A 21564-nucleotide genomic window follows, 5' to 3' on the forward strand; every position below is an offset into this window, starting at 1 on the left:
ATGTAAGCACAGATATCTATGAATAATTCCAACCGTCCGATCTTGTTTACGAAATCAGGTGTCAAGAACCACCGGGCTTTTTCATATTGCCTCTTGAATCTCAAGTGACATGAGGTTTTATAATTGGCTAAAGGGGGGTGTTATAACGTGCACGCAAAGGCGAGGAACAGATTAGACACCACACAAAATCAACAGAACGATCTAACAACAAAGGAAGTGAAGTTCTCCATAGGACAAGTGGCGAAAATGACAGGATCTTCTGTACCCACTGTTCGGTATTATGATGAGATTGGCCTGCTTTCACCTGCTGAGATAACTCCTGGAGGTCATCGTATGTATACAGCAGAGGAAATATGGCGGTTAAAACTGATCCTAACCCTGCGCTATTTAAACTTTGGAATTGATGATATTAAGAGAATGTTAGCTGGGGATATCCCTGTTGATATGGCGATAGAATGGCAAATCGAAGCTTTGGACATCCAAATGCGTACACTTGCCAGCATGAAGACTATTTTGGAACAAACAAAGCAGAGTAAGGATGGCAATGATTCTTTGAGCTATATGCACGAGCTAATTGAATCGATTTCCACAAATGCATTGGAACGAGAAAAGTTTATTTTGGAAAAAATGTTTTCGTCCGTTTTTCCTGAACAATTTCCGGTTGAATGGCGAGAGATATTTTTACTAGGGGTTAACGTCTCTTCGTTGCTGGAAGGCAATCGTTCGGCAGCGCAAACGGCTGCATTAGATGAGTTGGAGGCAATGTTTAATGATCCACAGATTGTCCGGGAAATGAAGCATAATGTTATGTCCTTCCTGGAAGTAGTTCACCTGCCTAAAATCAGTGTGGAGATGTGGACTGCCAGAATGCTTAAAAACCATAAACAGCTGTTGAAAGCAGCAGAGCAACATGCAACTCCAGATAGTCCTGTCGTACAGGCGAATATTCAAGAGTATGTGTTGCTGTTTGCGGATGTTGACGAACTCCCTGTCTCGCAATCATTTTTCCGTCGATTTGCTGAATGGTTGCTTTCAAGCCAAACCGAAAATCTCGAGCGCTTTAGAAGAATTTGTATAATCCTGTACCCAGGTCTGCAATCGTATATGAAAACAAATGAATTATTCTACCAAGGAGTACAGTGTAAGCTTCAACAACTGGATAACGAGTAAAAGTACTCTTTGTTACAGCTTGCGAAGGAGGTGAAATCATCTGTCATCATCGGAAGTTCTTTCAAATAAAAAAGGGCGGGAGGTGGCATGCTGACACATGAAAAAAAACAACCGAAAAACGTACAGTGTCTTTATAGGGGGATTTGTCACGCTATGTCTGTTCCTGGTGGTTGGTTGCAGCACGCAAACAATTGTTCCAACCTGGCAACAGGAGAGTGCCAAACCAAAATCGGGCGGAACCATTACAGTAGCGTACCCTTATGAACCAGATACATTAGATGCTCACATGTCTGCTGGATCTGCTGGGGTCTATACCTGGTTGCTCGGTGGATCTCTGCTCTATAAGGATCCTGCATCAAACGAATACAAGCCCTCTCTAGCTAGTGACTTTAAAATTTCTGAGGATGGCAAAACGTGGATCTTCACCATTCGTTCCGGGATTACCTTTCACGATGGGACACCGCTGACCGCAAAAAGTTTTAAGGAAACCTTCGATCGTGCTCTTAATCCACAGACAAAAGCAAAAACAGCCGCTGAGGTAATGGCTCCAATAAAAAGTGTGAAAGCGCCAGACGATCAGACCCTCGTTTTGGAACTACATGAACCCAATACTGCCTTCCTCGATTCGCTAGGGAATTATATTACACAGCCGTTATCATTGAAAGCGATTGAAAACGCTGGGGAGGATTATGGCAGGAGTCCTGTGGGAGTAGGGCCGTGGAAGTTTGAGAGTTGGAATACGGGCGAAGCTGTCACCTATATTAGAAATGAAGCTTTTCAGTGGGGAGAACCATATTATGAAAATCAAGGTCCTCCAAGAGCCGACAAGCTTGTCATAAAAGCGATTGCTGACAGCCAACTCAGATTGTCAGCGCTAGAGAGTGGTGCTATCGATGTAGCAACGGAAATACCTGCGAAAGACGCGATCTATTATCGGAATAATTCGAAATATCAAGTGATAGAACGCTTGCGTCCAGGACTGGGCTTATTGATGGAGATGAATTTGAAGAGACCACCGTTTGAAGATATTCAGGTGCGTAAAGCATTTCATATGCTCATCAATAAAGAAGCCATTGTCCAGGCTGTTACGAAGGGAGAAGGCGAAGTAGCCCATACGCCATTATCTCCATCGACGCTAGGGTATGACAAATCCTTAGAAAAGTACGGGTACGCGTATAATGTGAGCGAAGCCAAGAAATTGTTGGACGATGCTGGTTGGAAAGTAAATGGAAGTGGTGTGAGAGAAAAGGACGGAAAAACACTGAGTCTGAATTTACTCAGTACCGCAGATTTTGACAAAGAAGCCCAATTGCTCCAAGCCATGCTGGGAGAGGCTGGTATCAACATAAAGATACAGAATCTGGAAATAGCAGGGTACATGCAGGAAGTCATCAAAGGAAATTTTGATGTAACGTTGATATCGGGCGTCTATGATGATCCTGATATTTTATACTTTTATTTCCATTCCAGCGGTGCCTACAACCTGTCTGGTGTAAAAGACGACAAGCTAGACGCCCTCCTTTTGAAAGGGCGGACAACCTTACAGACTCATGCCAGAAAGCAAGTGTATATGGATGTACAAAAGCATCTCATTGAGCAAGCGTACGTTGTCCCTCTTTATTACGATAAGGCCTATACTGTCATAAATTCTCGAGTAAAAGGAGTAAAGTGGACATCTGTCATGCCGACATATAATGACAGCTGGGTCGAGAACTAACTACATGCCAACAAAGGAGAGAAGCGCATGCAACATAACGGATGGATTGATTCTTTTGAAAAATATGCCCAAAATTTGATAACCAAAAGTCAGGTTCCTGGTGTTTGTATGGGATTAGCAAAGGATGGTCAAACCTTCTATAGTAACGGATTTGGCTTCCGTGATGTGGAACGGCAGTTACGAGTTACAATCGATACGGTTTTTGGTATCGGATCGATAACAAAATCCTTTACTTGTGTGGCAGTCATGCAATTACAAGAGGCGGGTAAGTTATCCGTACATGACCCTGTTGTCAAATACTTGCCGGAATTCCGTCTGAAAAATCTTGATGTGGGGCAAATCACGATTCATCATTTTATGACGAATACGAGTGGAATTCCCCCCTTGCCCACATTTTTGGCAAGTGTGATGCGAAGCTTGGAAGCGAACGAGGTAGAAGACCTTCCATTGATGCAAAATCAGGCAGATGAAACGGTCCCAATCGATACGTACGAAGACCTGATGAGTGTAATCTCTACTTTAGATTTAGAGCTGCTAGGGCCACCAGGCACGGAGTTCAGTTATTCCAATGACTGCTTCGCCTTGCTGGGAGCGATCATTGAACGCGTCAGCGGGAAGTCGTATGAGGCTTATGTCAAGGAGCATATCATCGATCCAATCGGGATGGAGCACACGAGCTTTTTTCTGGAAGAGCTAAATGGCTATGAGAATATTACAAAGCTGTATATCATGCGAGACAGAGGCGATCACAAGGAAGTGCTCTCATCTCCGAACTGGTGGGATTCTCCCGCTTCTCGGGCGGCAGGATTTATAAAATCAACCGTGCGGGATATGTTGAAATATACGGACATGTTCTGCAAAGGTGGGCTTACCGCACGGGGCAATCGTATCCTGACGCCGGAAAGTGTACAACAAATGATAACCCCTTACTTTCCAACTGACTTGGTACCTGGTCAATTTTACGGATATGGCTTGGTCATAACAACTGACTACTATGGAAAAACATTAGTGGAGCATAGTGGTGGTATTAAAGGGGTTACGGCTCAGATGTGCTTTTTTCCCGAAACAGGACTGGCCGGAGTGGCACTGTCCAATCTAGAATTGTCGCCGGTTCTGGCAGTTATGGTGGGTGCGCTAAACAGTCTGGAAAACCGCCCTCCTGAATCCTCTCATCTGGTTAGCAAGATTGATTTCCTAACTGAGGAAGCAATGAATCAATTCGTGGGGGATTATCATTCTAGTGAGTTTGGGACATTGCCGGTCCGATTGGAAAATGGTCAGCTAATGCTCTCTTTTTTGGGAGAAAACTACGTAATGAAGCCGTTTTCTGAAGATCTCTTTGTAGTCCGGGCTTTTGGTACAGATTTCGCGGCACGGTTTATCAGAGCTGAAAAGAATAAGATTGTTCGAATGGCTTTTTCGGGGAGACAATTTACAAAAACGAGTGGGGGAAACGAATAATGACACTGGGAGCCAACGTAAGTGATGCAAGATGCCGCCAGCTTGATGAGCTTTTTTCTGCGATTGCTGAACAAAATAATTGGAGCGGCAACATCTTGATTTTGGAAGAAGGAAAACCTTTTTATCAAAATTCCATAGGAATGGCCAATCTCGAAACGGCCGAGAGATTGTCACCGCATTCTGTATTTGAGCTTGCATCCGTTTCCAAGGCGTTTACAGCAATGGGCATCATGATCTTGCAAGAGCAAGGGAAGCTCGACTATACAGATACAGTGAACAGCTTCTTCCCAGATTTCCCTTATGACGATATTACCGTAGAGAACCTACTTGTGCACACATCCGGTTTGCCAGATTACATGGATTTATTTGCAGAACATTGGGACAAATCGAAAATCGCGACGAATCAAGACATCCTCGAACAGCTAATCAAGCATCGACCCACCGTATTGTTTCCACCCAATGAAAAGTATGAGTATAGTAATACTGGCTATGCATTATTGGCTTCTATCGTAGAACACGTAGCTGGTACACGATTTGCCGATTTCTTGCAGCAACACATTTTTCAACCACTAGATATGCAGCACACGAAAGTGTACAACCGAAGACATTCTCCTGAGTTGATCCAGCATTACGCCTACGGTTACTTGTATTCTGCTCCATCTGAAGCACTAGTGTTACCGGATGAATCAAGTGAGCAGGATTTTGTCATTTATCTGGATGGCATTCAGGGAGACGGCGCGGTCAGTTCAACACTGGATGACTTGCGTAAGTGGGACAGAGCTCTCTACACAGAAAAGCTGGTCAAAAAAGCAACACTAGAGAGAGCGTTTTCCCCAGTGCAGCTTAGTGACAACAGTCTATCTCATTATGGGTATGGCTGGCGGCTACGTGAAGATCAGGTGACAGGAAAAGTCGTGCATCACGGCGGAAGCTGGCCGGGGTATAGAAGCTGGCTAAGACGTTACATTCAAAAAGATAAAACGATTATTTATCTCACAAACGTGGACCAGGAACGGGAGTGGACAGAAAAAGTAGTAGAGGCAGTCGAGAATATTTTATTCGAACAACCGTATGTCATGCCGTAACCATTGTTAGGTACATAAAAAAGAGGAGCCGCCATCTACGGTTCCTCTTTTTTTCGATTTACACAAGCATTTTTTTCACCAGTTGTGTCCGGTTGCTGACATCCATCTTTTCAAAAATGGATTTCAAATGCTTTTTTACCGTTACTTCGCTCAAATACAAGCGGGCAGCGATTTCGGCGTTCGTTAATCCCTCCAGAACAAGAGCAGCTACTTCCCTTTCTCGTACCGTCAGTATGCTCATGTTCTGCGAGGTAACCATGCCCTGTGAAGCTGGTAGAGCAAGAGATGGAACCGCTTCTTCTTCCAGACGCAAATTCAAATCCAATCCCGATCGTTTGAGCAGCTTTTGCAAGTAAGCGGGGAGATGCTCGCCTTGCGTATCACGAAAAAATACGAGTGTGGGTGTTACTCCATCGTAGTTGGTGTGGGTGGCAAATTCAGCAATATCAAATCCCAAACTTTCACGGGCGGCTTTGAAAAAAGGAATTGGTGCAGGTGAACACAACAAAAACTCCCCAGTGAACATCAACCCATGCAGCAAATGGCCAATGGCAGTGTGTTGGGAAACATCCTCGTAATGGTCTTGATGAATCGTGTGAATGAACCAGCCTGCTCGTGCGTGTTCTGGCACGGAGAACCGTTCTAGGTCTTGTTTGGATAGCGCAGTAAAATAGGAACGGGAGCCGGAATGTTCCATCAGATAAGGAAGAGTTTTTTCATTGATGGGAACAACTGCGGCAAGTGCCGAGATCGCTCCGTTTTCATTGCGCAGAACGCGAAGTACGTCATACCCGAGAGAGAATAGTCGGTCATGATCAAGCCAATTCAATGGGTACAAGGTCTCCGCTGTCAGGTGAAAATCAAAATGGCGGTTTGTATGCGGATCAAACAGTTTGATTGTTTTAGGGGAGGGACAGAGTCGCTGGTTGCGGATATACTCCAGCAGTTCTTCCCGATGACCAATGTGGATCGATTCGAATGGTTGGGGTAATGGATCGAACCAATTTAAAAAAGCGCGAATGAGTGCGTCACCTAAAAAGAAGGTTAGCTCCAATGCCTCTGGAGTGCGGACCGAATGGGCTGACTTGGTGAACTTCTCATAATAGTAGTGAACGGACCGCTTTTGCAAATCTGCAAAATGAAGAGGAGTGCGTGCCCGCATGTCCTGGGCGATTGCTTCTCTCATCAAGGAATGAATCGTCCAGCCGCTGTCCACTTTCCGTACAAACGAAAATCGGATCAATTGGAAAAACTCGGACGCCGTAATTTCCCTTTTCAATAAAAAAGACAGATTATCCTAATTGAAGTGACGCAATACGGCAGCAGCTTCGACGAGCGGACGCAGTATCTTTTTCGCTGATCCGAATTTTGATCCGGAGCATGCGGCGCTGACCGATGATCCCTATGTATTCGGCATCAATTTGGATCTGACACCCCAAGACCTGATCACAGCCGAGCGACTCGTCTCCTGCACAGAAGCTGGGTGCACAGGCTTGGATTTCGAGATTTGCAAACGTGCCTCCATCGGTCATCCTAATCAAAAGGGAGCCCAGGCGTACGCGAACGCAATTTTGCCTCTTCTGTAATCAAGCAAAGAAACATGGGATGATTGACAATGAAAAGCTGTTGGAGGAACTGATGTTCCCTAACAGCTTTTTCATGGTACAATGTAAATATAAGTAAAACTGAATACTATCGGAAGGATGATGGGCATGAGCGAGTCTAATCAGGAGTATATCGTAATCTCGGGTGCGAGGGAAAACAATCTCAAGAACGTCTCCTTACGTATTCCCAAGCGGAAGATTACGATCTTCACCGGTGTATCTGGGTCCGGCAAGTCGTCGATCGTCTTCGATACGATCGCTGCAGAATCCACACGATTGCTGAATGAAAACTTCAGCATGTTCGTTCGCAATTTCCTGCCGCGCTATCCGCAGCCGGATACGGACGCGATCGAGAACCTGAGCATGGCAGTTATCGTGGACCAGAAGCGGTTGGGCGGCGGTTCCCATTCCACGATGGGCACGATTACCGATATTTCTCCCATTCTCCGTCTTCTCTTCTCCCGAGTAGGAAAGCCCAATGTTGGACAAGCGCACATGTTCTCTTTTAACGATCCACAAGGTATGTGTCCCGAATGCAACGGGATCGGTCGCAAATTAGGCGTCGACCTCAGCAAGGCAGTAGACATGTCCAAGTCGTTGAATGAAGGGGCAATCATGCTGCCGGACTATAAAGTGGACAGCTGGGATTGGACGATCATCGTGCAGTCGGGTTCGTTCGATCCAGACAAGAAGCTGAGCGATTATTCGGAAGTGGAACTGGAGCAACTGCTCTATGGCAAGGCGAGAAAAGTGAAGATGGATTTCGCAGGGAAGGCAACGAATATTACAGTGGAAGGCGTTATTGAGAAGTTCACCAACAAATACATTAAGCAGGATGTAAAGGCGAAGTCTGAGCGTACACAAAAAGCTGTTGCGCCGTTCATCTCTGAGGGTCCCTGCCCAAGCTGCCTCGGAGCAAGACTCAGTCAAGCCGCGCTAAACTGCAAAATCAACGGACTTAATATTGCGGAGATGTCCTCCATGGAGGTCGGTCGGCTTATCCGCGTCATTCAAGGGATTGACGATTCAGTTGCTGAACCGATGGTCAAATCGCTGACGGAGCGGTTGCAGCATCTGGTCGATATCGGACTGGACTACTTGACGCTGGACCGTGAGACGGATACATTGTCCGGCGGCGAGTCACAGCGCGTCAAGATGGTGAAGCACCTGAGCGGCAGTCTGGTGGATGTCACTTACATTTTCGATGAGCCCAGTGTTGGCCTGCACCCGCGTGATGTGCATAGACTAAACGAATTGCTTCAGAAGCTGCGCGACAAGGGCAATACCGTCATTGTCGTCGAGCATGATCCCGATGTAATTAAGGTGGCAGATCATATCGTCGATGTCGGTCCTCACGCTGGCAGCCACGGCGGTACCATCGTGTATGAAGGAAACTTCCAAGGCCTGCTAGAGTCAGGGACTCTGACTGGTACCCATATGAATCGGCCGCTCCAACTCAAGCAAGATTCCAGGAAAGCGACTGGCAAGCTGACCATCGAAAACGCCACACTACACAACCTGCAAAATGTAAATGTTGATATTCCAACAGGAGTGCTGACGGTCGTTACCGGTGTCGCGGGCTCTGGGAAGAGTACGCTGATTAACGAAGTATTCCTTGCCAAGCATCCAGATGCGATCGTCATTGACCAATCGGCGGTAGGCGTGTCAACGCGCTCGAATCCCGCGACCTACACAGGGATTATGGATGATGTGCGAAAGGCGTTTGCTTCCGCGAACAAGGTCAACCAAGGCTTGTTCAGCTTCAACTCCAAAGGTGCTTGCGAGAACTGCCAAGGACTGGGTGTTGTGTATACAGACCTTGCATTCCTTGAAAGCGTAAAGCTACCGTGCGAAGTATGTGGAGGTAGACGGTTCAAGGAAGAGGTGCTCGCGTACAAGCTGAACGGCAAGTCAATTGCAGAAGTACTGGAGATGACCGTCGAACAGGCATTGGAATTTTTTGAGCTAAAAGAGGTTGTGCGCAAGCTCCAGGCGATGAGTGATGTAGGGTTGAACTATATTACACTCGGCCAGCCGCTCAGCACGCTCTCGGGCGGGGAATGCCAGCGCATCAAGCTGGCAAGCGAGCTGCACAAGAAGGGCAGCATCTATGTGATGGACGAGCCGACGACTGGGCTGCATATGTCCGATATCGGTCACCTTCTGGAGATCATGAACCGCCTCGTGGATGCAGGCAATACGGTAATCGTCATCGAACACAACCTCGATGTGATAAGCCAAGCGGATTGGATTATCGATATGGGGCCGGACGGAGGCAGCTACGGCGGTCAGGTGGTCTTCGAGGGCACACCTCCGCAGATCATCCATGCGGAGCAATCGATCACGGGAAGATACTTGAAGTAATGAAACATAACGAATTCAGATCTCCTCATGGGAAACCGGAGGAGATTTTTGTTATGCCAAAATAAATATCAGAAAATAAAAAATAATATTGACATTAAATCAGGTGATTAGTAAAGTGGTGATTACAAACAGCCTATCGATCGATCGATCGGCTAAACTCAAAAAGCAGATGATGGTACCTGGTACCGCCACAAGTAACTGGACATGAGGGACTCTCTTTTCCTGCAATCATCGGTAGAAAGGAGCGCGCTTTTTTGACAAAAGAAAAAATATTTCAAGCAGCATTACGGCTATTCGCAAGAAAAGGTTTTGAAGCAACCAGCATACGTGATATCGCCCTAGAAGCAGAGGTAACCTCTTCCACCCTTTATCATTACATGAAGACAAAAGAGGATCTGCTCGTTGCCATCATGCAAGAAGGATTACAGACTCTTCTTGGGAATGCAAAGGAAGTACTCGCTGAGCTTGAAGCGCCCGAACAGCAATTGGCAGCATTTGTACAGCTTCATGTTACCAGCCATGCCATTGACAAGCTAACAGCGCTAGTAGTAGATACCGAGTTCCGTGCGCTGACAGGAAATACGCGCGAAGAAATTGCCAAGTTGCGCAGTGAATATGAGCTGCTCTGGCAGCGTATTTTAACGGGCGGATTAGAGGAGGGCGTATTTACGATAGAAAATACCAAGCTTGCCGTCCTGGCTTTGCTTCAAATGTGCACAGGTGTCGCCCATTGGTACTCGCCCGATGGCCCAAATTCATTGGAAGAAATCAGCTTGAATTTTTCAGATATGGCGCTTGCACTCGTTCAGGCAAAGCGAAACGGCCAGCAACTGACTGTCGCCGATTTGGATCTACCTGAACCCGCTCGTTTTTTTATGAAACCATGGCTGGGGGCTACTGCGGATGAACATTCTTGATGCCCGTGTCCGCTTGCCACAGCAGTTCCGTGAGGCGAGCCTAGGTGAAATGCGAAATGAGTACGTCGCGCAATATGATGCGGTGTTACAAGTAAGATCGACTATCGCGAAAACGCTCGACGATTTGATTCAAGAAATGAAGGAATCAGGAGTAGACCACGCCATTATGCACGCAGAATACGAATTCGGCGAGGATGGGGATGCGCTGAATGAAGCATTGGCAAAAGTCATATCCGCTCACACCAGGCTCTTCTCAGGATTCGGTACAATTTCAATGGAGCATTTTAGACCGATGCGCGCTGTCCAACAAGTGAGCCGCATCAAAGAACTGGGCTTTCTGGGAGTAAACATCCAGCCTGCATTTTTTGAGATGCAGATTGATGATCGCAAATTATATCCCGTATACGCAAAGGCTGCCGAGTTAGGCTTAGCAGTTGCTATTCATACCGGAATTAATTATTCGATGATTCATCCCATCCGGAATGAACACCCGCTGTTGCTGGATCAAGTCGCCTGTGATTTTCCGGAATTAACATTGATTGCGTGTCATGGGGGATGGCCCTGGGTGCCCGAAATGGTTGCCGTAGCGCGCAAGCACCCCAATGTTCTGATGGATTTGGGCGGGCTTTCTCCAAAGTATTTGGGAGTGCAAGGAGCAGGGTGGGAAATGATGTACAGGTTAGCTAACAACCTCTTGCAAGATCAAATCCTCTTTGCAACAGACTGGCCTGTATTTCCTCTGGAACGCGCGATTGCAGAATGGAAGGAATTAAGCATAAAGCCCGAGGTGCTGGAGAAGGTGCTCGGTTCGAATGCAAAAGCATTGATTTCCAAAATAAAGACGGAGGTAATAAAGGATGACAACACGTAAGGCGGTGGTAGAGTGTGAGATCCATCAAGAGGTAGGCTGGATTCACCTGAATCGCCCCGAGCGGTTAAATGCGGTGATTCCACAATTGGTAGAGGAGCTGTATGGATCGCTCGACAAGTTGGAACGGGAAGGAGTAAGGGCAGCAATACTGGCTGGCCGCGGGAATGCTTTTTGTGCAGGACATGATTTGCGGCATGAAGAAAAGCCTGCAAATGAGGCTGATCTTCGCCTTAATTTACAGAAGATTCAGGATATAACTCGAAAGATCCAGCGTGTTCCTTTCCCGGTGATCGCTGCGGTCCATGGTTATGCATTAGGAGCAGGGTGTGAGTTTGCGCTCGGATGCGATTTGATCATCGCCGCTCAAGATGCCGAATTCGGCTTTCCCGAAGTGAGTGTGGGACTTAGTGTTACCGGAGGGATTTCGCATATCCTTCCCATCACGATCGGACTGGTCCGGGCGAAAGAATTGCTGTTTTCGGGCGAAAGGTTTGGTGCATCGCAAGCACTGCAGTTAGGACTCGTCAACAAGGTAGTGGATCATAAAGTGTTAGCTGAAGAAGCTGACAAGTGGGCGAAACGGTTAGCGGAGCTCCCGCAAGTAGCGCTTGCAAAAGCCAAATTTGCGCTAAATCGCGGGGCACAATGCGATCTGGAGGCAGCTTTTGAATTGGAGATCGAGCATGCGCTGGCAACCGTGCAAACGATTGAATCCAAGCAGGCGGCTGAAGGGTTCCGAAAAAAAGGATCGGTTTAGAGAAGGAGGGCTGAAACCTTTTGGACGTGCAAGAAATCAAGTCTTTGACGGCACGGGCGGCCAAACGATGGGGAGAAAAAATCGGGCTTGTCTTTGATGAATGGAATGAACAACTATCATTTAAGGAGATAGAAGACCGTTCCAATCAGATCGCCAACATGCTCCAAGTGCTGGGCGTTGGCTACGGGGATCGGGTAGCCGTCATGCTGAGGAACCAGCCGGAATTCCCGCTTACCTGGCTGGCGTTGGCAAAACTAGGCGCGAATATCGTGCCGATAAATGTAAATTACAAAGAGTACGATGCACAGTATATCCTAAACCACTCCGAAGCAATCGTTATTGTCACTTCACAGGAGTTTTTATCCCTACTACAGAAGATCAGACCTTCCTTACAAACCCTCCAAACAATCCTCTCAGTAGACCAATCAGACGATCCCAACGTTGTCGATTTCAGAGCAATGTGTGAGACAGCGCCCACGACTCCAACAGCGCTTACCGTTTTTCCTGAAACTTTAGTCAACATCCAGTATACATCCGGCACGACAGGCTTCCCCAAAGGGTGTATGCTCTCACATGAATATTGGCTCACCATAGCAAACAAGATGGTCGAGCAGCATCCCCATTTGACCCATTCAGATGTACTGTTAACGGCGCAGCCCTTTTACTATATGGACCCGCAGTGGAATTTGCTGGGGGCAATCGCTGTAGGGGCAAAGCTTGTGGTTCTCGATCGATTTCATCCCTCTACATTTTGGCAGAAAGTACGGCAATATGGCGTTACTTTTTTCTACTGTCTGGGAATCATGCCCACGCTCATGGTCAAAGCACCACGCTCACCATTTGACAGGGAAAATAACGTTCGCACCATCCTTTGCTCGGCCATTCCCCCGCATCTGCACCGCGAATTGGAAGAGCGATGGGGCGCGCCATGGTATGAGGTTTTTGGCATGACAGAGACAGGCGGAGATATTTCGGTTAAACCACAAGATCATGACCGATTGCTCGGAACAGGCTGCATCGGAAAACCGGATAAAGACCGGACTGTCCGCATTGTTGATACTCAAAATCGCCCCGTTTCGAGGGGGGAGGTTGGCGAGCTCCTCCTGCGGGGCTTGGGGCTGATGGATGGCTACTATAAAGATCCTGATGCGACTTGCGCTGCCTTTCAGGGCGGCTGGTTCCACACCGGAGATTTGGTGCGAATGGACGAAGACGGATACATCTATTATGTCGGCAGAAAAAAGGAGATGATTCGCCGGAGTGGGGAAAATATTTCGGCTACTGAGGTTGAGGAAGTCATGAAAATGCATCCGGCTGTGCAATATGCCGCCTGCCTTCCATTGAAGGACGAAATACGCGGGGAAGAAATCAAGGCATACGTGGTAGTGAAAGCGGGCCAAACGGTGTCTCCTCATGAATTGATCTCTCATTGCACCGAGCATCTTGCTTACTACAAGGTTCCACGATATTGGGAATACCGTAGTGAATTGCCTCGTACCCCATCTGAGCGTATAGCCAAGCATGTACTGGCGAACGAAAAAGCAGATCTTCGCATCGGTTCCTATGATCGAATGGATGATACATGGAGATAACCTGCAAATGGAGAGGAAGATATGAATGAATAGTTGGGTAAAGGTACTGAAAGAGCTGACAGAGGCTTCCGGCGTTCCCGGACAAGAACAGGAAGTGCGAGAATTAATACGCATGCACTTGGAACCGCTTACAGAAGAAGTGTTCACAGATAATCTGGGAAGCATAATCGGTCAGAAAACAGGCCTGGCCAATGGACCGAAAATCATGATGATGGGCCATATGGATGAAGTGGGGTTCATGGTAACGCGTGTGATGAAGGATGGATTCATCGCCTTCCAGCCGCTTGGTGGCTGGTGGTCGCAGGTGATGCTGGCACAGCGCGTGAACATTAAAACACGCAAAGGGGATATTGTCGGCGTAATCGGGTCAAAACCGCCGCATCTGCTGTCTTCGGAAGAACGAAAGAAAGTGGTTGAAATCGAGCGGATGTACATCGATATCGGAGCATCCAGCGAAGAACAGGCAAAGGAGCTGGGAATTCGCCCGGGTGATCCAATTGTACCGATCTGCCCTTTCACGGTGATGGCAAATGACAAGATGTATATGGCAAAAGCGCTCGATAATCGCGGCGGTTGTCTGACAGCCATTGAAGTGATGAAACAGTTGCAAGAAACGGATCATCCCAACATCGTATTTAGCGGCGCTACAGCACAAGAAGAAGTGGGATGCCGCGGCGCATTCACAAGCACGTATATGGTGCAGCCGGATCTATTCATTGCATTGGAGACGGGGATAACGTTTGACACGCCGGGAAGCGCCGACTCTCCTAATTTGCCTGATATCAAGTGCGGTGGCGGGCCTACGATTGGTCTATTCGACGGCTCGCTCGTGCCCAATCGGAAGTTGCGGGATCTGTTATTTGATACGGCGGAAGAGGAAGGCATCCCGTATCAATATGGTGCTATTGCAGGTGCGGGTACGGACGCAGGAGCTGCTCATATGGTTGGCAAAGGGGCTCCATCCATCGTCATTGCAATCCCTGCGCGTTATATCCACAGTCACGCTTCGATTCTCCATCATGATGATGTGGAAAATACGGTGAAATTGCTGACGGCTCTCGTCAAAAAGCTAGATCAAAAAACGGTTGATTGGCTCAAATCGTAGGGGGCGAGGATATTTCCCAAACAAGGGAGTGGTGTCATTCATGTGGATAAGAAAGCGGGAAAGCGCCACGTTTGTGAGCATTGTCCTTTCCTGTTTCGTACTGCTGGCAATCGTGTCCGGCTGCGATGCACCTGCAACGAAACAAGATACGGATGTAGGAAATAAAGATGCCAGTATATCCGAGAAAAAGGGAGGAACGATCACCGTCGCGATCGGCAGTGAACCAGATACACTCGATGTCCACAAATCGACAACGTTAAGCACAGAGGGGGTCGCACTCAATCTAGGGGGGGCTCTCCTTTACAGAGATCCCCAAACAAATGAGGTTAATCCCCATCTGGCGGAATCGTACTCCATTTCGGAAGATGGGAAGACATGGACATTTCAGATTCGCAAAGGCGTTACCTTTCATGATGGGACGCTGCTTACTGCACAGGCGTACAAGCGAACGTTTGAGCGGGCCATGTCTCCGGAAATCGCTCCGAAAGGCGTAGGGATGGTTCTTGGCATCATCAAATCGATTAAAACACCAGATGATCAGACCCTTATTTTGGAGTTGAATGAACCGTCTGCCACACTCCTCACCTATTTCACTTCCGCGAGCTGGATGCAGCCACTCTCGGTGGAAGCTGTGCAAAAGTTTGGGGATCAATACGGAAGGAATCCGGTCGGTGTCGGTCCATGGAAGATGGAGGGCTGGAAATCAGGAGATTCAATCACGCTGATTCAGAATGATGCGTATCGCTGGGCAATGCCCTTCTTTAAAAATCAAGGACCACCGAGGCCGGACAAATTAGTTCTGAAATTGATTCGAAATCCGCAAACGGCTGTCGCTGCTTTGGAAAGCGGAACCATCGACATCGCTGATCTGCCTGCGAAAGACGCTAAGAAATTCAAGAACAACGATCATTTTACCGTACTGGAGCAGACAAAGCGCGGTTTGGGGCTGTTTGTCGAGCTGAACTTGAAAAACGAAATTTTACAAGATAAAAACGTACGCAAAGCGTTGCAAATGGCAGTAAAGAAAGAGGCTATCGTGCAGTCGCATTTGCAAGGCGAAGGAATTGTTGCAGATGGTCCGCTGCCAGCAAATTTGTTCGGATACGATCAATCCATTGCCCAATATGCATACAAATACAACCCCGAGGAAGCGATGAAGCTCCTGGAAGAAGCCGGATGGAAACTGAATGCACAAGGGATAAGGGAGAAAGCAGGAAAACCGCTTCATCTCGAATTGTTGAGTATGGAAGCATGGTTTCAACCTGCCCAGTTGATGCAAGGAATGTTCAAAGCAATTGGGGTAGACGTGAAAATCATTACTCTGGAAGGCAGCGCAGTCGACCAGTTAACTGCTGCCGGCACATTTGACTTGGCGCTGGATGGATACGTCGCTGATGACCCTGATATCTTGTTTCCGTTCATGCATTCAAGTCAGATCGGTGGGATGAATCGTTCAGCTATCCATGACAAAACGATCGATTCCTTACTGGAAAAGGGACAGGTGACGATGAAGAGCGACGATAGAGCGAAAATCTATGAAGATCTTCAGAAGCGCGCTGTAGAGGAGGCGTTTTGGATTCCCATTTACACGGAAAAACGGTTTGTCGTGGTAAACAACCGTGTTCATGGATTGATGCTTGATCCATCCGGACTGAAATGGTATCAGGACGTGTGGGTTAAGTAAGCGGAGAAACAAAAAACAAGGAGAACAGGTGATGAACAATCAGGAATGGATCGTGAGTTATGAGGAGTTTGCCCGAGAAACAATGTTGGGAAGCAAGGTGCCTGGAGCTGCAATTGGAGTGGCCAAACACGGACAGCTCATTTATGCCAAAGGCTTCGGCTATCGAGATATTGAGCAAGGTCAGGTAGTGACAGTTGATACTTTGTTCGGAATCGCTTCGATTACGAAATCGTTCACCGCTATTGCGATCATGCAGCTACAGGAAGCCGGAAAACTGACGGTTGCCGATCCTGTTTCCCGTTTTCTGCCAGAGTTTCAAGTAAAAACGGGAAGTGGTGGAACGGAAGCAATCACCATTCACAACTTTCTAACTCATTCCTCCGGTTTGCCGCCATTATCTTGCGTCGATGAAGCACTCAAGCGTGGGATAAATACTTATGAGGAATTGATGTCTTATATGGCACAACTGGAATTTCCTTTATTGGGCGCACCAGGTACGGAGTTCAGTTATTCCAATGATTGCTATACGCTACTGGGAGCAATTGTTGAGCGGGCAAGCGGCAAGCCATATTCGACGTATGTGAAGGAGCATATTCTCCAACCAGCGGGAATGCAGCATAGTTGCTTTTCTTTGGCGGAGTTGCACGGGTACGAGGATAGAACATCGCTATTTGAGACACCGCCGTTTCAATCATCCGGCGGATTAAAATCAACGCTCACCGATATGATGAGATACACCGAGCTGTTTCGAACGAAAGGTTTGATTGGCAAGGAACGGATTCTTCGCACGGAAAGTGTACAGCAGATGATCACCCCTTATTTCCGCTGCGAACAAAACCAATATTACGGGTATGGTGTAGCGATTACACCCAATTTCTACGGTGCTGTGATGCTGGGCCATAGCGGCAGAGAAAAAGGGATCCAAGCCCACATGAGTATCATCCCGGAATACGGACTGGCTACCGTGGTGCTCACTAATCTCAGTGGTTCGCCGGCTGCCGCATTGGCACATGGCACGTTTCACTGCATTGAGAATCGTCCGGCGAAATCAACGCATGTCACGTATAAGGAATATGACCTCCCGACAGAGCGTCTGCATGAATATGCGGGCGAGTATGGCTCTATGGAAGGAATTCATCTTTAGGTAAGCGTGGATGCAGGTACGCTGATCATAACGGTAGATCATTCGGACTCATTCTCTTTAAAAGCTATCGACGAAGACGTTTTTCTTGCGAACGTTGACGGCTCGGATCAAACTGTACGCTTTATACGAGACAAAAGTCAAACGGTAATTCGCATGATGGGCTCTTATCGCCAAATTCCCAAGCGAGTTTAGCCATACGCAATCTGGAAGAGAGGAGTGAACGAATCATGAAACAGTACTTGTTGAATCGGGTGCTATCAGGAGTGATTGTCCTCCTCGGCATTTCCATCTTTTCGTTTGCGCTCGTTCATTTTATTCCTGGTGATCCGGTACGGATTATGATAGGGGAAAAGGCTACAAAAGCACAAGTGGAACAGTTGCGTGAACAAATGGGGCTAAATCAGCCCCTTCCTCATCAGTACCTGACCTACATGAAAAAAGTCATCCAAGGAGATTTCGGGACCTCCTTACAAACAGAAAGACCAGTCATCGTGGAAATAATGGAACGGTTTCCGGCAACGGCCAAACTAGCCTTTGCTGGGATTGGCATCGCGGTTGTCATTGGCTTAACGATGGGAATGATTGCTGCGAAATACAAGAATACACTCTTGGACTTTATGCTGATGGCGGCAGCTTCGATCGGATTATCGCTGCCGAGCTTCTGGCTGGGGTTAATCGTCATTATGTTATTTTCCGTTCAATTAGGCTGGTTTCCGATTGCGGGTGGTACGGGATGGAAGGATCTTGTTTTGCCTGCGTGTACCTTGGGCGTTTTGTCTTCCGCGATGATCAGCCGACTGACGCGTTCAGGTATGGTCGAAGTGCTTTCCCATGATTACATTCGAACGGCACGGGCCAAGGGCTTGAGGGAGTCGATCATCCTATTCCGACACGCGTTGTGCAATGTCATGATTCCTGTTGTTACGGTGGTGGGCTTGCAAATCGCGACTTTGCTGGGCGGGGCAGTTATCATCGAACAAGTGTTCAACTGGCCTGGAATTGGCACATTAGCTATCGGAGCGATTTCAGCCCGTGATTTTCCGATGATTCAGGGTATTGTGCTACTGATGGGCTTCGTCTATGTCGTGGTAAATATGATGGTCGACTTGCTCTATGGTTTGATTGATCCGCGTGTCGACCTCATTACGGAAAAGGAGGGGCGGTAAATTGAATGATGTGAGCAAAACCGCCGCACATGGGGCGACGCATGCCAAATCCCCGATGTTTCCCACGCTTGCATTTTGGGGGGAAATCAAGAAACAGCGAGCAGCAAAACTAAGCTTGGTGGTGCTTTTACTTATATCTGCGATTGGAATCGTCGGGCCTTGGATCGCTCCTTATGACCCTACTGAAAGTAACTACGATGCCTTTTTGCAAGGACCGTCTGCCAAGCATGTTCTCGGAACGGATGCGATCGGCCGCGATTTGCTTTCCCGTATTTTATACGGAACGCGCGTTACGCTTGTGGTTGCTGTCATGGCGGTCGGCATCACAGTAGTGGCAGGAACGATGATTGGTGTCATCAGTGCGTATGTGGGAGGATTCATTGATCACCTGCTCATGCGGATTATGGATATTTTGCTCGCCTTGCCGGGGATCATTTTGGCCTTGGCCATTGTCGCGGCGCTTGGACCGAGTCAAACCAATGCGATGATCGCAATCGGCATTTCTTCCATTCCCAGCTTTGCACGTCTGATCAGGGCAGCGACGCTCGTCATCATGTCGTCTGGATATGTGGAAGCCAGCAGATCGATCGGCACGCCGAGCTGGTGGATCATTCTTTTTCAGGTGATCCCCAATATTACGAATGTATTGTTCGTTTACATGACATTGTTCGTCGGGGGAGCGATTCTCGATACGGCTGCATTGGGCTTTATCGGCTTGGGCGCGCAGCCGCCGACACCCGAATGGGGGACCATGCTGAATGAAGGAAAAGATTATTTGTCCGATGCCTGGTGGCTAGCGACATACCCGGGATTGGCCATCACCATTGTCGTGTTGGCTGTAAACCGACTGGGAGATGCCTTGCGTGATATTTTTGATCCTCGTACGCAAAAGTAAAAGGGCAATAAGAGGATGGGAGAGGGGATTCCATTGATGGACAATGTATTGGAAGTGACAGGGCTGACAACCCGATTCTCGAAAGAGTCGGGCACGATTACGGTGGTTGATCAGCTTGATTTACATGTGAAAAAAGGGGAGACGCTGGGAATTGTCGGAGAGTCGGGGTGCGGCAAGAGCGTCACTTCGCTCTCGCTCATGCGACTGTTGGACAATAATGCCACTTTGACTGGAAGCATTCGATTCAACGGGAAAGAAGTGCTTGCGCTGAGTGAAGCCGAGATGCGCAGTCTCAGAGGCAAGGAAATGGCGATGATTTTTCAGGAACCGATGCATTCGTTAAATCCGGTGTTGACGATCGGCCGACAAATCAGTGAGGTACTGCACGCGCATGAGGGGGAAAGCAAAGCGGCGGTAAAGCAACGGGTACTGGATTTGCTTACGGTGGTGGGCATCTCCCGAGTGGAAGAGATTTACAGGGATTACCCGCACCGTTTGTCAGGAGGAATGAGGCAACGGGTGATGATTGCCATGGCGATCGCTTGCAATCCGTCATTACTGATCGCTGATGAACCGACGACCGCATTGGATGTGACCATTCAAGCGCAAATCTTGAATCTGATCAAAAAAATCAAAAGGGATATCGGCATGTCAGTGATCATGATTACGCATGATCTAGGGGTGATCGCTGAAGTGTGCGACCGCGTCATGGTGATGTATGCGGGACAAGCGATTGAAACAGCGGACGTACGGTCGTTGCTGCGCAATCCGAAGCACCCGTACACCGTAGGTTTGCTCCAATCGACACCAAGGCAACGCACAAAGAGGCTTCACAGCATAAAAGGTAGTGTGCCGACACCGGAAAACAAACCCAATGGGTGCAGGTTTGCCCCGCGATGCGATCGAGCGATGGCGATATGTTGGGAGCAGAATCCCGTTCTCCGTCCAGTGGATCAGTATTCTTCTTGTCGATGCTGGTTATTTACCCAAGACAAGGGGCATGTACAGGAAAGCTCGGTGGTAGGTGGATGACGACTCCAATCCTGGAAGTGAAAGGACTACGCAAGCTGTTTCGCTTGAAAAGAGGGTGGCTTCAACAACCGCATGATGTTCATGCTCTAAACGGGATTGATGTGAGCGTCTATGAAGGAGAAACGCTGGGGATTGTCGGGGAGTCAGGCTGCGGAAAGTCTACATTGGGAAAATGTATTCTGCGTTTGCTGGAGCCCGTCCAAGGCGAGATTCGTTTCCAAGGGAACGAAATAGGAAAAATGAACAAAAATGAAATGCATGCAGTTAGACGAAATATGCAAATGGTTTTTCAAAATCCATTTGAAACATTGAACCCGAAACTAACGATCGGGCACATCTTGACGGAACCACTGATTTCGCATGGTATTCCCCGACAGCATCGACAAGCGCTACTGGAAGAAACGATTGAGATTGTCGGCATGAGCAAGCAGCATCTATCTCGTTATCCTCACGAATTTTCCGGAGGGCAAAGACAACGAATTGGCATCGCCCGCGCCCTGATTCTTCGGCCAAAGCTGATTATCGCAGATGAGCCTGTTTCCGCACTAGATGTGTCGATTCAATCGCAAATCCTTAATTTGCTGCAGGATTTACAAGAACAATTTTCCTTGACCTATGTCTTCATTTCCCATGATTTGAGCGTAGTTGAGCACATTGCCAATAAAGTGGCGGTCATGTATTTAGGTGAAATCATCGAGTATGCTGAGAAAGAGAAGCTATTTGGACGACCGCTGCACCCCTATACACAAGCGTTGCTTTCAGCCAAACCCATTACCGATCCTGATGATATACGAGAGCAAATTGTGTTATCGGGGGATCTCCCGTCTCCGACTAATCCTCCGAAGGGATGCAAATTCCATCCGCGCTGCCGTTCCAGCATGGAAATTTGCAAAGTCGAGTTGCCAAAGCTCAGTGAAATAGAAGGGCAATCGGTCGCTTGTCATCTCTATCAATCATTTCGCGCAATCGATCCTTCTTAAGCAAGGTAAATCAGATAAAA

General features: G+C 47.9%; 17 protein-coding genes. 16 read left to right on the forward strand and 1 reads right to left on the reverse strand.

Translation table 11 applies throughout. The features are described 5' to 3' along the window. Nucleotides 1-147: 147 nt before the first annotated feature. The 4 genes from KB186_RS00570 (at nt 148) to KB186_RS00585 (ending at nt 5433) form a co-directional block, all read left to right on the forward strand. Nucleotides 148-1170: a MerR family transcriptional regulator gene (locus KB186_RS00570; protein WP_232772871.1), complete on the forward strand. Its 1023-nt coding sequence runs from the start codon at nt 148-150 to the stop codon at nt 1168-1170. 97 nt (nt 1171-1267) lie between these two features. After that, complete coding sequence (locus KB186_RS00575; protein ID WP_232772872.1) at nt 1268-2887, forward strand: ABC transporter substrate-binding protein; 1620 nt, start codon at nt 1268-1270, stop codon at nt 2885-2887. Between the two features lie 27 nt (nt 2888-2914). Beyond that, nucleotides 2915-4348 (forward strand): serine hydrolase domain-containing protein, encoded by a 1434-nt coding sequence (locus KB186_RS00580; RefSeq protein WP_232772873.1) that lies wholly within the window; start codon nt 2915-2917, stop codon nt 4346-4348. Further along, nucleotides 4348-5433 carry a serine hydrolase domain-containing protein gene (locus tag KB186_RS00585; RefSeq protein WP_173609197.1) on the forward strand — a complete coding sequence of 362 codons (1086 nt, stop codon included), beginning with the start codon at nt 4348-4350 and terminating at the stop codon, nt 5431-5433. Before KB186_RS00580 ends, KB186_RS00585 begins: the two co-directional genes overlap by 1 nt. Before the next feature lie 58 nt (nt 5434-5491). On the opposite strand, the gene KB186_RS00590 is transcribed toward KB186_RS00585, so the two are convergent. Beyond that, nucleotides 5492-6712, reverse strand: a complete 1221-nt coding sequence (locus tag KB186_RS00590; RefSeq protein ID WP_232772874.1) for a helix-turn-helix transcriptional regulator — start codon at nt 6710-6712, stop codon at nt 5492-5494. Between the two features lie 433 nt (nt 6713-7145). Here KB186_RS00590 and KB186_RS00595 point away from each other — a divergent pair, with 433 nt between their 5' ends. The 12 genes from KB186_RS00595 (at nt 7146) to KB186_RS00650 (ending at nt 21544) form a co-directional block, all read left to right on the forward strand. Continuing rightward, complete coding sequence (locus KB186_RS00595) at nt 7146-9401, forward strand: ATP-binding cassette domain-containing protein (protein ID WP_232772875.1); 2256 nt, start codon at nt 7146-7148, stop codon at nt 9399-9401. Nucleotides 9402-9655: 254 nt separating this feature from the next. Beyond that, nucleotides 9656-10318: a TetR/AcrR family transcriptional regulator gene (locus KB186_RS00600; RefSeq protein ID WP_232772876.1), complete on the forward strand. Its 663-nt coding sequence runs from the start codon at nt 9656-9658 to the stop codon at nt 10316-10318. Then, the gene (locus KB186_RS00605) at nt 10305-11189 is read left to right on the forward strand and encodes an amidohydrolase family protein (RefSeq protein ID WP_232772877.1); all 885 of its coding nucleotides are present in this window, start codon (nt 10305-10307) and stop codon (nt 11187-11189) included. Before KB186_RS00600 ends, KB186_RS00605 begins: the two co-directional genes overlap by 14 nt. After that, entirely contained in the window at nt 11176-11946 is a 771-nt protein-coding gene (locus tag KB186_RS00610; RefSeq protein WP_232772878.1) for an enoyl-CoA hydratase/isomerase family protein, read from the forward strand. Before KB186_RS00605 ends, KB186_RS00610 begins: the two co-directional genes overlap by 14 nt. A 26-nt stretch (nt 11947-11972) precedes the next feature. Then, on the forward strand, nt 11973-13538 hold the full coding sequence (locus tag KB186_RS00615; protein WP_232773069.1) for an AMP-binding protein: 1566 nt from the start codon (nt 11973-11975) through the stop codon (nt 13536-13538). 25 nt (nt 13539-13563) lie between these two features. After that, nucleotides 13564-14643: a M42 family metallopeptidase gene (locus KB186_RS00620; protein WP_232772879.1), complete on the forward strand. Its 1080-nt coding sequence runs from the start codon at nt 13564-13566 to the stop codon at nt 14641-14643. Nucleotides 14644-14683: 40 nt separating this feature from the next. Continuing rightward, a complete protein-coding gene (locus tag KB186_RS00625) occupies nt 14684-16327 on the forward strand; it encodes an ABC transporter substrate-binding protein (protein ID WP_232772880.1) in 1644 nt (547 codons plus the stop codon). Nucleotides 16328-16358: 31 nt separating this feature from the next. Then, entirely contained in the window at nt 16359-17471 is a 1113-nt protein-coding gene (locus KB186_RS00630; RefSeq protein WP_232772881.1) for a serine hydrolase domain-containing protein, read from the forward strand. Nucleotides 17472-17698: 227 nt separating this feature from the next. Further along, nucleotides 17699-18637, forward strand: a complete 939-nt coding sequence (nikB, locus tag KB186_RS00635) for a nickel ABC transporter permease (protein ID WP_232772882.1) — start codon at nt 17699-17701, stop codon at nt 18635-18637. 1 nt (nt 18638) lies between these two features. After that, the gene (locus KB186_RS00640; protein ID WP_232772883.1) at nt 18639-19532 is read left to right on the forward strand and encodes an ABC transporter permease; all 894 of its coding nucleotides are present in this window, start codon (nt 18639-18641) and stop codon (nt 19530-19532) included. Nucleotides 19533-19568: 36 nt separating this feature from the next. Continuing rightward, the gene (locus KB186_RS00645; protein WP_232772884.1) at nt 19569-20564 is read left to right on the forward strand and encodes an ABC transporter ATP-binding protein; all 996 of its coding nucleotides are present in this window, start codon (nt 19569-19571) and stop codon (nt 20562-20564) included. Then, entirely contained in the window at nt 20561-21544 is a 984-nt protein-coding gene (locus KB186_RS00650) for an ABC transporter ATP-binding protein (protein WP_232772885.1), read from the forward strand. Before KB186_RS00645 ends, KB186_RS00650 begins: the two co-directional genes overlap by 4 nt. Nucleotides 21545-21564 lie beyond the last annotated feature (20 nt).

Origin of the sequence: Brevibacillus sp. AF8 (assembly GCF_021270385.1) — a bacterium.
Taxonomy (GTDB): Bacteria; Bacillota; Bacilli; order Brevibacillales; family Brevibacillaceae; genus Brevibacillus.